Genomic DNA, 13,869 nt, shown 5'->3' on the forward strand with positions numbered 1-13,869 from the left:
AGCCATCCAGGGCGCGCCCTGGATGGCCACGGCTTCGCCTCGCAAGGACGCAGGAGAAGCCGAAGTCATCGACCGGAGGCGTATCAGAGCCTGTTTGACTGCAGTGATCCCATCTCGCCCCTCATCCTGAGGTGCCGCGTGAGCGGCCTCGAAGGGTGCTCCAGATCCCGCGCGATTCCTGGAGCATCCTTCGAGGCCTCCGCTACGCTCCGGCACCTCAGGATGAGGGTCGGGATGGGAGTAGGACCTTCCCTCGCCTTGCCGTTGCCTGACGAAGACACGTTGGTCGGTCAAACAGGCTCTCAGGTGTTCATCGAGTCGAAGAAGTCGCTGTTGCTCTTGGTCTGGCGCAGCTTGTCCATGAGGAACTCGATCGCGTCGGTGACGCCCATCGGGTTGAGGATGCGGCGCAGGACGTAGGTCTTCTTGAGCGAATCCGGCGGCACCAGCAGTTCCTCCTTGCGGGTGCCGGAGCGGGTGATGTCGATGGCCGGGAAGATGCGCTTGTCGGAGACCTTGCGGTCGAGGATGATCTCGGAATTGCCGGTGCCCTTGAACTCCTCGAAGATCACCTCGTCCATGCGCGAGCCGGTGTCGATCAGCGCGGTGGCGATGATCGAGAGCGAGCCGCCCTCCTCGATGTTGCGGGCCGCACCGAAGAAGCGCTTGGGCCGCTGCAGGGCGTTGGCGTCGACGCCGCCGGTCAGCACCTTGCCGGAGGACGGGACGACGGTGTTGTAGGCGCGGCCCAGGCGGGTGATCGAATCGAGCAGGATCACCACGTCGCGGCCGTGCTCGACCAGGCGCTTGGCCTTCTCGATCACCATCTCGGCGACCTGGACGTGGCGGGTGGCCGGCTCGTCGAAGGTCGAGGCGATGACCTCGCCCTTCACCGAGCGGATCATGTCGGTCACCTCCTCCGGGCGCTCGTCGATGAGCAGCACGATGAGGTAGCACTCGGGGTGGTTGAGGGTGATCGACTGCGCGATGTTCTGCATCAGCACGGTCTTGCCGGTGCGCGGCGGCGCGACGATCAGCGCGCGCTGGCCCTTGCCGATCGGCGAGACGATGTCGATGATGCGGGGCGAGAAGTCCTTCTTGGTCGGGTTGTCCAGTTCGAGCTTGAACCGCTTGGTCGGGAAGAGCGGCGTCAGGTTGTCGAAATGGACCTTGTGCTTGATCTTCTCCGGGTTCTCGAAGTTGATCGTGTTGACCTTGATCAGGGCGAAGTAGCGCTCGCCGTCCTTGGGTCCGCGGATCGGGCCCTCGACCGTGTCGCCGGTGCGCAGGCCGAAGCGGCGGATCTGGGTCGGCGAGATGTAGATGTCGTCCGGGCCCGGCAGATAGTTCGAGTCGTTGGAGCGCAGGAAGCCGAACCCGTCCTGCAGCACCTCGACGGTGCCGGCGCCGATGATCTCGGTCTCGTTGGCCGCGAGCTGCTTGAGGATCGCGAACATCAGCTCCTGCTTGCGCATGGTCGAGGCGTTCTCGACCTCGACTTCTTCCGCAAAGGCGATGAGCTCGGTGGGGGATTTGGACTTCAGGTCCTGAAGCCGCACTTCGCGCCGCGTGGCGAGATCGGCCGGCGCGGCGGCTTCGGCCGGGGCTTCGACGGGGGCGAGAGCGTCGTTCTGTGACGTCATGTGGGGAGATGCAACCAACGAATGGCGGGGAGTGGTCGGCCGGTCGGGGAGCAGGGCCGGACGCCGGAGAAGCGTCCCAGGTTCGTAGCCGCCGCGGGCGCGCGGCCCGGCCCACGCATCGGGTCCACTCGGCCTGGACGACCTAAGGGATGCGACACGGCTGCAATCGGAAAGCAGGGGTCAATAGCGCGTTTCGCCGCCCGGCTCAAGCCCCGGCTCGATCCGACCCAGGGCCATCGCTTGAAAGCGATGGCCCTGGTTTTTGCCGGCCTCAGTCGCCGGCGCCCGCCTCCGCGGACATCTCGGCCCCTTGGGCTTTCGCTCCGCTCGATGCTTCTCAGGAGCATGGTCCTGAGAAGCCCGCTCCGCGCGGCGCTCTTGGTCGTGTCCCTTGGCGCCGCGAAGCCGCTCAGGCGGCTTCGAGCGATGGCCCTGGATCCGACCCAGGGCCTCCGAACCCGGGTTGACACAGCGAGCCTTCAGGATGCCGACCTGCCCGCCGTCGTCATTCCCGGGGCGCCGACAAGCGAACCCCGGAATGACGGGTCCGTGCAGGAGACGCGGTGGTCGAGAGCCGTCGACCCGAGTTCGGAGCCCTCTCGATCCGACCGGTGACGCCGTTCGCGAAAAAGCGTCTGCGCGTCCCCTTCACCGCCGCCGCAGGCGCACGTAGAGGGCGCCCGCCCCGCCGTGATGGCGCGCCGCCGCCTCGAAGCCGAGTACGAGGCCGCGCAGTTCCGGCCCGCGCAGCCAGTGCGGCACGCTGCGCCGGAGGACGCCGCGCTGGGCGAAGCCGCCGCGCTCGCCGAAGTCTTCGCCGCCCTTGCCGGTCACCACGAGCACGCGGGCATGGCCCGCCGCGCGGGCGCGCAGCAGGAAGCCGACCAGTGCGGCATGCGCCTCCGCCTGATACAGGCCGTGCAGGTCGATGCGCGCCTCGATCGACAGGGTGCCGCGCTCCAGCCCGCGCCGCTCCCGCCGCTCCAGCCCCGGCGCGCCCGGCGGCGACGGGGGAGGAAGCGGTGCCGACGCCTTGCTCACCCGGGCGATCTCGGGAGCGAGGTCGCCGAGCTTGAGCGGCTTGGCGGCGGCGCGCGGCAGGCCGACGGCCGGTACGGCGCGGGGTGCGGGAGGAGCGACGGGCTTCGCGGGCGGCTTTGTGGGCGGCTTGGCGGCAGGCTTTGCAACGGGTTTCGGGATGGGCCGCGCGGACGGCGGCACCGCGGCGGCCGGATCCGGCCGGGCCGGCGCCGCCGGCCGCTCGATCTCGGCCGGCGGCGCCTTCTTCGGCTCGGCGCGGCCGCGCAGGGGCGTGATCAGCTTGGCGATCTCGCCCCACAGATGCGCCTCCTCGCGGGAGAGCCGGCGCGGGCGCCGGGGGGCTCGCTCCCTCACGGCCGACCCTCCCCGGCGGCCTCCTCCGGTACGGCGTCCCCGGCGGCGGCGCTCGCCTCGGGGATCAGCACGACGAAGCCCATGCGGTCGTGCAGGTCGCCCGCCGCGCGGCCCGCCGCGGCGCCGGTGCCGACATAGAGGTCGCCCCGCGCTGGCCCGACGATGGCCGAGCCGGCATCGGCGGCGACCACGAGATGGCCGCGGCCGGGCTGGCCCGGGAGCTGTCCTTCCAGCCAGAACGGCAGGCCGTAGCGCCACAGGTTCCCGTCCACCGCCATGGTGCGGCCCGCGCTCAAGGGGGCGCCGGCGGCGCCGGGCGGGCCGAGGGCGGGGTCCGTCACCGGCTCGGTCCGGAAGAAGATGTAGGACGCGTTCATCCGCATCAGCCGGCGGGCATGGTCCGGATGGGCCCGCAGCCACGCGGTCCAGCGCTCCAGGCTCAATCCGTTCAGCGGCAGGTGTCCCTCGGCGACCAGCAGCTTGCCGATCGAGGTGTAGGGCTGGCCGTTCTTGCCGTCGTAGAGCACGCGAATCCCGCGCCCGTCGGGCAGCCTGACCCGGCCCGACCCCTGCACCTGCAGGACGAACAGGTCGACCGCGTCGCGCAGCCACAGGAGCGGCCGGGTCCGCTCGCCCAGCGCCCCGTCCTCGATCGCGGCGCGGTCGGGATAGGGCACGAGTCCGGCCTCGGTGCGCCGTCCCGCCCGGTAGCCCGGGTCGAGCCCCGGCACGGTCTCGCCGGGAGCGAGGCTGACGAGGTCGTCGGGGCGGGCGAGGACGGGGGCGGTGTAGCCGGGCCCGGGTTCGAGCGAGCCCGCCAGTTCCGGCTCGAAATAGCCCGTGAGGAAGCCGAGCCGCCGCTCGGGCTCCGCCCCGGCGGCCGGCCGGACGATGCGGTAGGCGGAAAACCGTGCCTCGAAGAACGCCTTGGCGTCGCCCGGCTTCACGTCGCCCGCCGCCGCGCAGGCCGCCGCGAGGTCGGCGGCGGAGCCCGTCACGCCCGCAGCCTGGGGCGGGTTGGGACCGGGCCCCATGCAGGTGCGGCGGAAGGCGTCGAGGGCCGCGCCGGCCTCGTCCCCGCGCCAGCCCGGCAGGGCGGCGAGCGCGACCGGTTCCAGCACGGCACCCGGCACGGACGGAGGCCCGGCCGCCTTCGGAACGGAGGCGGGAACGGAAACGGCCGCAGCGGCGAGGACCGCTGCGGCCGGACCGGAAACGCGCAGACGCGGCATCGAACGACGGTCAGCCGCCGGCGTCGGTGGCGACGAGCTGCCAGTTCGGATCGCGCGCGCCGAGCGTGCGGGCGAAGGTCCACACGTCGGGGACCTCGACGCCGGTCTCGGCATTGCCGTCGATCACCTTGCCGTCCGCGTCGCGGGTGGCGGTGATCAGGTTCGAGAGGAAGCGCACGGTGATCTGCGCGGCGCGGTTCTTGACCTCGATGGCGGCGATCTCCGCCTTGTCGATCGAGATGAAGGTGGTCTCCGCGGTCTCGCGGCGCTTCTCGCGCTCGGAGATCGCCCGCTCGAAGCCCTCGCAGACCTCCCGCGACAGGAGCGTGCGCAGGGTCTTGCGGTCGCCCTTGGCGAAGGCGGTGACGACGGTCTCGTAGGCGCCCTTGGCCCCCTCCAGGAAGGCCCGGGGATCGAAGCCCGGCTCGGCCTGCACCACCTGCTCCAGGCCGCGGGCGACCGCCGAGCCCGGCTCGGCGATGCCGTGCCAGTCGCGCGCCGGGGCGGCCTGCACCGCGGCTCCGGCCTGGGGTCGATCTTGCCCCCGATCCTGCCCGCGATCCTGGCCCCGGTCGGCGCCGGGCAGGCGCACCACGTTGTCGCCCTCGCCGCGGCCGGCCGGCGGCTCGGTGCGGTTGCGCTCCACCGGCCGGAACGGCGAGCGCTCCGCCCCGGTCTTCTGGCCGAGCACCGAGCGCAGCCGCCAGATCACGAAGACGGCCAGCGCCAGGAAAATCAGGGTGGTTACGTCGAAGGAATCCTGCATCACCGATCCGAATCGTGACCGTCGCACACGTGAGTCCGGCGCCCGAACGGGCCGCCCGGAGGAGGGGCACCCCGTGATCCCGCCCGACGCGCTTTCCGCGAGAGGGTCTCGCGAACAAGGCTCTTAGCCGAGGGCGGCGCGGGGCGCGAGCCGGGAACGGACGTGCCGTGAGGCGCTTGTGGAGGCGTGGGGGCTTTTCGTGTCTCCGACCGTTCGAAGTCCGCGACCTTACCGTGATATGGGCGGACCCGCGAGCGATTCCAGGCAAGCCGACGGGACAGGCCGCCGCGTCGCATTCGCGCGCGTCTTCGTTCGGGCCGTCGCGGCCGACGGATCGATCCGGCTCGGCTTGTTCGCCGGGTACGGGCATGGTAGCGCGCAGCCCGCGCCGGAGGGGCGCCCTTGCGCGCGCCGCTGCGCGCCGAAGACGACGCGAGAAGGAGAGACGCCATGGCCGACACCGCGGCACCGAACGGCAACGGCGCACAGACCGAGGATCTCGCGCCCGCGATCAACGCGCTGGCGCAATATGCCAAGGATCTCTCCTTCGAGAACCCGAACGCGCCGCGCTCGCTGCAGCCGCAGGAGGGCGGCCCCCAGATCAACATCCAGGTCAACGTCAACGCCCAGCAGATCGCCGAGGCCGATTTCGAGGTCGAGCTGACGCTGGAGGGCGATGCCAAGATCGCCAACGAGGTGCTGTTCGCGTTCGAGCTGAAATACGCCGGCATCTTCCGCATGCGCAACATCCCGCAGGACCAGATCCATCCGGCGGTGATGATCGAGTGCCCGCGCCTGCTCTTCCCCTTCGCCCGCCAGATCGTCGCCGAGGCGGTGCGCAACGGCGGCTTCCCGCCCCTCTACATCGACCCGATCGACTTCGTCGGCCTCTACCGCCAGAAGATGATGGAGGCGCAGGGCGCCCCCGGCCAGGGCACGCCGCTCGCCTCCTGAGGCGGATCGCGCCCGTCAGGGTGTCGAGGCGAGGGCTCCGCGACGGCGGGGCCTTTTTCGTGCCGCGGAGGGTCGCAGGGGCGGGCGGCGCGGCGGTCGCGGATCGCCACGATGCCGAGCCTGTTCCCGCCGGCGGTCCTCGGCCTCGCGGCGCTCCCGGCCCGTCGCGTAAAAATCCTGGCGTCATCGCGATGACGCGGGCCCGGCGCGGCCGCCATACGCATCCGGCGCTTCCGCCGAAAACGGTTCGATCCATGCACGTCACCCACGATCCCACCGCCCCGGAATCCGAAACGATCGGGTTCGACGCCTTCCTCGCCGTCGACATCCGCGTCGGCACGATCGTGACGGCGGAAGCCTTTCCGGAGGCGCGCAAGCCGGCCATCAAACTCGTCATCGATTTCGGGCCGGCGATCGGCCGGAAGCGCTCCAGCGCGCAGATCACCGAGCACTACGCACCCGAGGCCCTGGTCGGCCGGCAGGTCGCGGCGGTGGTGAACTTCCCAGCCCGCCAGATCGGAAAGTTCCTGTCCGAGGTGCTGACGCTGGGCTTTCCCGACGCGGCCGGCGCCGTCGTGCTCTTCGCTCCCGACCGTCCGGTCCCCGATGGCGGCCGACTGTTCTAGGACGCCTCCGGGTTGCCGCGTCACGGCCGCCTGCGATAGAGCCGGGCTTCCCTTCAAAGAACCGCTCCGATCGGCGACGACATGGCCAAGGCCGCGACCCTGAAACCCCGCCTGCCGCGCGGCTTCCCCGACCGTCACGAGGCCGAGATCGCGGCGCAGGGGCGGATGCTCGACACCATCCGCCAGACCTTCGAGCTCTACGGCTTCGAGGCCCTGGAGACGCCCTTCGTCGAGTACACCGAGGCGCTCGGCAAGTTCCTGCCCGATCTCGACCGGCCGAACGAGGGCGTCTTCTCGTTCCAGGACGACGACGAGCAGTGGCTCTCGCTCCGCTACGACCTCACCGCGCCGCTCGCCCGTCACGTGGCGGAACACTTCGACGCGATCCCGAAGCCTTACCGCAGCTACCGGGCGGGCTACGTCTTCCGCAACGAGAAGCCGGGGCCGGGCCGCTTCCGCCAGTTCATGCAGTTCGATGCCGACATCGTCGGCGCCGGGTCCGTCGCGGCGGATGCCGAGACCTGCATGCTGATGGCCGACACGCTGGAGCGCCTCGGGCTCGCGGGCCGGTACGTGGTCAAGGTCAACAACCGCAAGGTGCTCGACGGGGTGATGGAGGCGATCGGGCTGGCCGGTCCCGACAAGGCCGGCCAGCGGCTCACCGTGCTGCGCGCCATCGACAAGCTCGACCGCCTCGGCGCCGACGGGGTGCGCCTGCTCCTCGGCCCCGGCCGCAGGGACGAGAGCGGCGACGTCACCAAGGGCGCCGGCCTGTCGGACGAGGCGATCGAGCGCATCCTGGCCTATGTCGGCTTCGAGGCGAGCCCGCACGAGGGCGCCGACCGGATGGCGTTCTGGGAAAAGTTCTTCGGTTCCTGGCAGGAGGTCGTCGGCACCTCGGAGACCGGCCGCGAGGGCATCGCCGAACTCCACGCCATCATGCGGCTGTGCGAGGCGGCGGGCTACGGCCACGACCGGGTGCGCGCCGACCCCTCCGTGGTGCGCGGGCTCGAATACTACACCGGCCCGGTCTACGAGGCGGAGCTGACCTTCCCCGTGACCAACGAGGATGGCCAGACCGTGCGCTTCGGCTCGGTGGCGGGCGGCGGGCGCTACGACGGGCTGGTCGGCCGGTTTCGGAGCGATCCGGTGCCGGCGACCGGCTTCTCCATCGGCGTCTCGCGCCTGTTCTCGGCCCTGCGGCTGACCCGGAGCCCGCTGGTCGAGGGCGGCACCAAGCCCGGGCCGGTCGTCGTGCTCGTGCTCGACCGCGAAAACATCGCCGAGTATCAGGCTCTTGTCGCACGGTTGCGGGCGGACAACATCCGGGCCGAGCTCTATCTCGGCGCGGCCGGGATGAAGGCGCAGATGAAGTACGCCGACCGGCGCCGGGCGCCCGCGGTGGTGATCCAGGGCTCGAACGAGCGCGAGGCCGGCGAGGTCCAGATCAAGGATCTGATCGAGGGCGCCCGCGCGGCCGACGCCATCGCCAGCAACGCCGAGTGGAAGGCGGCCCGCCCGGCGCAGGTGTCGGTGCCGGTGGAGCGGATGGTCGAGACCGTCCGCGAGACCCTCGCCCGGCATTTCGGCTGAGCACGCCCTTGCCAGGGCGCATCGTCCCGGACCGATTCCGGGACGATGCGCCGCCCGCGGCCGGGATGGGGGCCACTCGAGCGAGCCGCTCCACCGGCGATCCGTTTTTCGAAGCGCTGTCGGACGATCCCGACTGCGAGTACCGGATCGTCGATTCCACCATCATGCGCGCTCACCAACATGCGACGGGCGCGAAAAAAGGGGGCCTGGAGATCGGCCCCTGTCCGACCCGGCACCGGATCAAGCCCTGAGCCGCTCGCGCGGCGGCCTGAGCATCAAGCTCCATCTAATCGTCCGGCCGGTCCATCCAGCGGATCAGCGGCATCAGCGGGAAGATCCAGGCGATGCCGAGGATCGAGTAGATCACCGTCTGCACCGCCGGATGCGTCTCCGAGATGCGGCTGTCGGCCAGCGCCATGGCGAGCGGCGCGTAGACGATCACGAAGGCCAGGATGCCGAAGGTTCCGAGCAGGGTGCGCGTGCGGCGGCGCAGGGAGCGGCGCATTGGGGGGCCTTGGATCTCTCGCGTCGGGTCGGGGCGCCCGTCCGGGCGCTGAAGGGGGGTCGTATCGGTCCCGCCCGCGCGCCGCAACGCAGGGGCCCTGCGTCACGGGCCGCGTTGCGCGCGGGCCCGTGCTTCCCGTAAGCCGCACCCGAACGTCCCCGGCACGCCGAGACCTTGGCACGCGAGACCATGAGACTGTCGAAATCCCCGACCCTCGATCGATTCGATGCGGTGCCGGCGGCCTCCTACCGCCCCGGACACGGCGCGGTGCGCGCGTGGCTCTACCTGCTGGCCCTGCTGGTGGTGGCGATGGTCGCCGTCGGCGGCGCGACGCGGCTCACCGGTTCGGGACTGTCGATCACCGAGTGGCGGCCGGTCACCGGCGTGGTGCCGCCGCTGAACGCGGCCGACTGGGCGGTGGCGTTCGACAAGTACCGCGACACGCCGCAATTCCGCATCCTCAACCAGGGCCTCGCGCTCGACGACTTCAAGACGCTCTATTGGTGGGAATGGGGCCACCGCCTGCTGGGGCGGATCGTCGGCCTCGTGTTCTTCCTGCCCTTCGCGTGGTTCTGGGCTCGCGGCCTGCTCGGGCGCCGGCGGCTGCTCGGGCTCCTCGGCCTCGGCCTGCTCGGCGGACTTCAAGGCGCGATCGGCTGGATCATGGTCGCCTCGGGTCTCCAGCCCGGCATGACGGCGGTGGCGCCGCTCAAGCTCGCCCTGCACCTCACCACCGCGAGCCTGATCCTCGCCGGCCTGGTCTGGCTCGCCGCCGGCACCCGGGCGCGGGCGCTCGCCCCGGCCGAGCGGCCCGTGCGGGTGGTCGCCTGCCTGCTGCCGGCGCTGGTGCTGGTCCAGATCGGGCTCGGCGGGCTCGTCGCCGGCTCGAAGGCGGGCCTGCTCTACAACACGTGGCCCGACATGGACGGCGCCCTCGTGCCGCCCGCGCGCGTGCTGTTCGACAAGGTGCCCTGGATCGAGAACTTCGTCGACAATCTCGCCCTGGTGCAGCTCGACCATCGCCTGTTCGCCTATCTCGTGGTGCTCGCCGCCCTCGCCCACGCGGTCCAGGCGGCCCGCGCGCTGCCCGGCAGCGCCGCCGCGGGCCGGGCGAAGGGCGTGGCGGCCCTGGCGCTGGCCCAGACGAGCCTCGGCATCGTGACGCTGCTCCTGCAGGTGCCGCTCTGGGCCGGGCTCGCGCATCAGGTCTTCGCCATGGCCGTCCTGACCATGGCCACCGTCCACGCCCGCCTCGGCCTCGGCGTGCGGGCCGCCTCCAGCCCGGTGCAGGGCGCGGTGCCGATCGGCCTCGAAACCCTCGCGGGCCGCACGGCCTGAGGCCGCTCCTCGATCCGGATGGCGTGAAACCTGCCTCGCCCGCGCGGCAAGGTCACGAGGTCAAAGTCACGGGGCCATCGCTCGAAGCCGCTTGAGCGGCTTCGCGGCGTGAAGAGCGCCGCGCGGAGCGGGCTTTTCAGGACGGATGTCCTGAAAAGCATCGAGCGGAGCGAAAGCCTCAAGCCCGCGGAGGCGGGCGCCGGCGACTGAGGCTGGCCAAGAAAGCCAGGGCCATCGCTTCAGGCGATGGCCCTGGTCAAGGTCACGAAACCGTCGCCGTCGGTGCCGATGCTGAACGGGGGCGCCGACTGACCGCGATGCAGCATAAAATGCGCGTCATCTTGCGGCGCAATGGATAGAGGCCAGTCGTCGCAGAGGAAATTTCGGTGGAGGAGGGATGTTTCGGTCGTTCGACGATGGAACGACCCGGGCTTCTCCAGCTTTAAATACCTCGCCAACACAGGAGCAGAGGATGTTTCTGACCGAGGACGGACGACCGCTTGCTCTGACTTGGAGCTACACGCCGCGCGAATTGCGGGCGGACGGTGCGGTCCATATCGCGGGCGTCGTTCTTGGATGTCTCGGGGCGGTCTGCTTGGTCGTCACCGCCGCCCTCACCCATCTCGGCTGGATCGAGCGCGCCTCTCTGCTGGTCTACGCCACGGCGATGCTGGCGATGCTCGGCGCCTCGGCGGCCTACAACATGTGGCCGGTGAGCCCGCGCAAGTGGATCCTGCGCCGGTTCGACCACGCCTTCATCTACCTGATGATCGCCGGCACCTACACGCCGGTGGTGGCGCTGGTGGGGTCCGGCCCGGTCGCCTGGAGCCTGCTCGCCCTGATCTGGGCGGTGGCCCTCGCCGGCATCGCCATCAAGATCCTGATGCCGGGCCGCTGGGACCGGGTCTCGATCGTGCTCTACCTGATGCTGGGCTGGAGCGGCGTGCTCGCCTACGAGTCGGTGATCTCGGGACTCACCCCGTCCGCCCTGTGGTTCCTCGCCGTCGGCGGCCTGCTCTACTCGGTGGGCGTGGTCTTCCACGTCTGGCGGACCCTGCCGTTCCAGAACGCGATCTGGCACGCCTTCGTGCTCGCCGCGACCGCCTGCCATTACGGGACGATCATGGCGAGCGTGCTGAGCGTGGGGGCGTGAGTTCCCGGGACGGTTGCGAGGCCGTCGGGCGAAGCGTCGGAGGCGGCAGGGGGCCGATGCCTCAGGCCGGCTCGGAGACGCTGCTGCCCTCGCCGAGGCAGTCGGAGGCACGCTCCACGGCGCTGATCGCGTCGAGCAGGTGCTGCACGCTGCGCTCCACCTCGATCCGCGGCCGGTCCATGCTGGCGGCCCGCGCCACCAGCCCTTCGAGCTGATCCAGCACGCCCAGGAGGTCGCTCGCCACGGCCGCCACGTCGCAGCCGGTGCGGGTCTGCGCCGGGGGGGGAGGGCGACGGAAAGGGATGATCGTGCTCATCGCCATCGTGTGTCGCGAAAAGGCGGAGGTCTGGCCACCCGCCGACCGGGCGTCATCCACACCCAAGCCGCCCTTCGCGGTCGCCAAAGGGGAATTGCCGCCGCAATTGGTGAGTTTTTCGTCGAAACTGCGGCTCGGATGTGCAGCAAGCTGTCAAGCTTTCCCTGTCTGACAGCGCGCAGGTTCCGAAACGGAAACATCCTGTTCCGAATCAGCCCTTTCCCGGCAGTGCATTGACAAGGCTCGCGCCGAGGCAGAGGCTGGAATCGTTCCGAGGGGGGCCCCGAACGGGGCTGAGAGTGGGCGAGGCGCCCTGACCCTTGAACCTGATCCGGCTCGTACCGGCGGAGGGACGGGAACCTGCGGCCGCTGCTCGCAAGCAGCATCGGCCTTCCGCACCATCGTCGGGACAACGGGTCGCCTCCCACTTCAGGAGCGACAGCGATGAACGCACCCGTCCGTCCCAAAGATCTCCCCGACGGCAGCCCTGTCGGCGTCACCACGGGCCCGATCCAGGGTTCGCGCAAGGTCTATGCGCAGGCCCCCGGCCACCCCGACATCCGCGTGCCCTACCGGGAGATCGCGCTGTCCGACCCGAAGGAGGAACCGGTGCGGGTCTACGACCCGTCGGGCCCCTACACCGAGACGGATGCGGCGATCGACCTCGAGAAGGGTTTGCCCCCCGTCCGAGAGCCCTGGATCGTCAGGCGCGGCTACGCGGCGGTCGAGCCCCGGGCGGTCAAGCCCGAGGACAACGGCTTCGCCGCCGCCGACAGGCTCGTCGCGCCCTGTCCGGCCGAGCGCACCATTCGCCGGGCCGAGCCCGGGCAGAGGGTGACGCAGTACGAGTTCGCCCGCGCCGGGATCGTCACCGAAGAGATGATCTTCGTCGCCCACCGCGAGAACGCCTGCCGCGCGGAGATGCTGAAGAGCGCCGAGGCGGCTCTCGCCGACGGGCAAAACTTCGGCGCGGCGATCCCGCCCTTCATCACCCCGGACTTCGTGCGCGAGGAGGTGGCTAGAGGGCGCGCCATCATCCCGGCCAACATCAACCACCTCGAACTCGAGCCGATGGCGATCGGCCGCAACTTCCTCGTCAAGATCAACGCCAACATCGGCAATTCCGCCGTCACGTCGTCGGCTGCGGAGGAGGTCGAGAAGCTGGTCTGGTCGATCCGCTGGGGCGCGGACACGGTGATGGACCTCTCCACCGGCCGCAACATCCACAACATCCGCTCGTGGATCGTGCGCAACGCGCCCGTCCCGATCGGCACCGTGCCGATCTATCAGGCGCTGGAGAAGGTCGGCGGCGACCCGCTCAAGCTCGACTGGGCGGTGTTCAAGGACACCCTGATCGAGCAGGCCGAGCAGGGCATTGACTACTTCACGATCCATGCCGGCGTGCGGCTGGCCCACGTGCCGCTCACCGCGCGGCGCACCACCGGCATCGTGTCGCGCGGCGGCTCGATCATGGCGCGCTGGTGCCTCGCCGGGCACCGCGAATCGTTCCTCTACGAGCGGTTCGAGGAGATCTGCGACATCTGCCGTGCCTACGACGTCTCGTTCTCGCTGGGCGACGGCCTGCGCCCCGGCTCGATCGCCGACGCCAACGACGCCGCCCAGTTCGCCGAACTGGAGACGCTCGGCGAACTCACCCGGATCGCCTGGGACAAGGGCTGCCAGACCATGATCGAGGGCCCCGGCCACGTGCCGATGCACAAGATCAAGGTCAACATGGAGAAGCAGTTGCGCGAGTGCGGCGAGGCGCCGTTCTACACCCTCGGCCCGCTCACCACCGACATCGCCCCGGGCTACGACCACATCACGAGCGGGATCGGCGCGGCGATGATCGGCTGGTTCGGTTGCGCCATGCTCTGCTACGTCACGCCGAAGGAGCATCTCGGCCTGCCGAACCGCGACGACGTGAAGACCGGCGTCATCACCTACAAGATCGCCGCGCACGCCGCCGACCTCGCCAAGGGCCACCCCGCCGCGCAGTTGCGCGACGACGCGCTCTCCCGCGCCCGGTTCGACTTCCGCTGGGAGGACCAGTTCAACCTCTCGCTCGATCCCGACACGGCGCGCTCGTTCCACGACGAGACCCTGCCGAAGGATGCGCACAAGGTCGCGCATTTCTGCTCGATGTGCGGCCCGAAATTCTGCTCGATGAAGATCACGCAGGATCTGCGCGCCGACGTGCTCGCCATGGAGGAGGCCGGCATCGTGCTGGGCGAGGCCAAGCCCCTCTCCGAGGAGGAGCGCCGGGCCGGCATGGCGGCGAAGTCGCAGGAGTTTCTCGCGGAGGGCGGCAAGCTCTACGTCGACGCGGCGGAGTAGCGGCAAGCGGA

At 70.5% G+C, this 13,869-nt stretch carries 12 protein-coding genes, 1 pseudogene and 1 riboswitch; of the genes and pseudogenes, 7 read left to right on the plus strand and 6 right to left on the minus strand.

Going from position 1 to position 13,869, the window contains the following annotated elements; translation table 11 throughout:
* Positions 1-302: 302 nt before the first annotated feature.
* The 4 genes from rho to PGN25_10940 all read right to left on the minus strand — a co-directional run bounded on the left by rho (position 303) and on the right by PGN25_10940 (position 5,036).
* The gene (gene rho / locus PGN25_10925) at positions 303-1,643 is read right to left on the minus strand and encodes a transcription termination factor Rho (protein ID MEH3118078.1); all 1,341 of its coding nucleotides are present in this window, start codon (positions 1,641-1,643) and stop codon (positions 303-305) included.
* A 648-nt stretch (positions 1,644-2,291) separates the two neighbouring features.
* Positions 2,292-3,038: a Smr/MutS family protein gene (locus tag PGN25_10930; protein ID MEH3118079.1), complete on the minus strand. Its 747-nt coding sequence runs from the start codon at positions 3,036-3,038 to the stop codon at positions 2,292-2,294.
* Positions 3,035-4,270 carry an MltA domain-containing protein gene (locus PGN25_10935; GenBank protein MEH3118080.1) on the minus strand — a complete coding sequence of 412 codons (1,236 nt, stop codon included), beginning with the start codon at positions 4,268-4,270 and terminating at the stop codon, positions 3,035-3,037. Before PGN25_10935 ends, PGN25_10930 begins: the two co-directional genes overlap by 4 nt.
* Before the next feature lie 10 nt (positions 4,271-4,280).
* Positions 4,281-5,036: a Tim44/TimA family putative adaptor protein gene (locus tag PGN25_10940; protein ID MEH3118081.1), complete on the minus strand. Its 756-nt coding sequence runs from the start codon at positions 5,034-5,036 to the stop codon at positions 4,281-4,283.
* 450 nt (positions 5,037-5,486) lie between these two features.
* On the opposite strand from PGN25_10940, the gene secB reads away from it, so the two are divergent.
* From secB to PGN25_10960, 4 genes and pseudogenes are all read left to right on the plus strand, one after another.
* Positions 5,487-5,990 (plus strand): protein-export chaperone SecB, encoded by a 504-nt coding sequence (gene secB, locus PGN25_10945; protein MEH3118082.1) that lies wholly within the window; start codon positions 5,487-5,489, stop codon positions 5,988-5,990.
* 254 nt (positions 5,991-6,244) lie between these two features.
* The gene (locus tag PGN25_10950; protein MEH3118083.1) at positions 6,245-6,616 is read left to right on the plus strand and encodes a tRNA-binding protein; all 372 of its coding nucleotides are present in this window, start codon (positions 6,245-6,247) and stop codon (positions 6,614-6,616) included.
* 81 nt (positions 6,617-6,697) lie between these two features.
* Positions 6,698-8,209, plus strand: a complete 1,512-nt coding sequence (hisS, locus tag PGN25_10955; protein MEH3118084.1) for a histidine--tRNA ligase — start codon at positions 6,698-6,700, stop codon at positions 8,207-8,209.
* A 107-nt stretch (positions 8,210-8,316) separates the two neighbouring features.
* Positions 8,317-8,507 (plus strand): annotated as a pseudogene (locus tag PGN25_10960) (IS5/IS1182 family transposase).
* On the opposite strand, the gene PGN25_10965 reads toward PGN25_10960, so the two are convergent.
* Positions 8,496-8,702, minus strand: a complete 207-nt coding sequence (locus PGN25_10965) for a DUF2842 domain-containing protein (protein ID MEH3118085.1) — start codon at positions 8,700-8,702, stop codon at positions 8,496-8,498. The pseudogene PGN25_10960 and the gene PGN25_10965 sit on opposite strands and share 12 nt — an antisense overlap.
* Before the next feature lie 201 nt (positions 8,703-8,903).
* Here PGN25_10965 and PGN25_10970 point away from each other — a divergent pair, with 201 nt between their 5' ends.
* Entirely contained in the window at positions 8,904-10,052 is a 1,149-nt protein-coding gene (locus PGN25_10970) for a COX15/CtaA family protein (protein MEH3118086.1), read from the plus strand.
* 472 nt (positions 10,053-10,524) lie between these two features.
* The gene (locus tag PGN25_10975) at positions 10,525-11,205 is read left to right on the plus strand and encodes a hemolysin III family protein (GenBank protein MEH3118087.1); all 681 of its coding nucleotides are present in this window, start codon (positions 10,525-10,527) and stop codon (positions 11,203-11,205) included.
* Positions 11,206-11,266: 61 nt separating this feature from the next.
* Here PGN25_10975 and PGN25_10980 read toward each other — a convergent pair whose 3' ends face one another.
* Positions 11,267-11,527 carry a hypothetical protein gene (locus tag PGN25_10980; protein MEH3118088.1) on the minus strand — a complete coding sequence of 87 codons (261 nt, stop codon included), beginning with the start codon at positions 11,525-11,527 and terminating at the stop codon, positions 11,267-11,269.
* Between the two features lie 258 nt (positions 11,528-11,785).
* A riboswitch (TPP riboswitch) is annotated at positions 11,786-11,891 on the plus strand.
* Positions 11,892-11,965: 74 nt separating this feature from the next.
* On the opposite strand from PGN25_10980, the gene thiC reads away from it, so the two are divergent.
* Positions 11,966-13,858, plus strand: coding sequence for a phosphomethylpyrimidine synthase ThiC (thiC, locus tag PGN25_10985; protein MEH3118089.1), 1,893 nt, complete (start codon positions 11,966-11,968; stop codon positions 13,856-13,858).
* Positions 13,859-13,869 lie beyond the last annotated feature (11 nt).

The sequence above is a fragment of the Methylorubrum populi genome, assembly GCA_036946625.1.
Taxonomy (GTDB): domain Bacteria; phylum Pseudomonadota; class Alphaproteobacteria; order Rhizobiales; family Beijerinckiaceae; genus Methylobacterium; species Methylobacterium populi_C.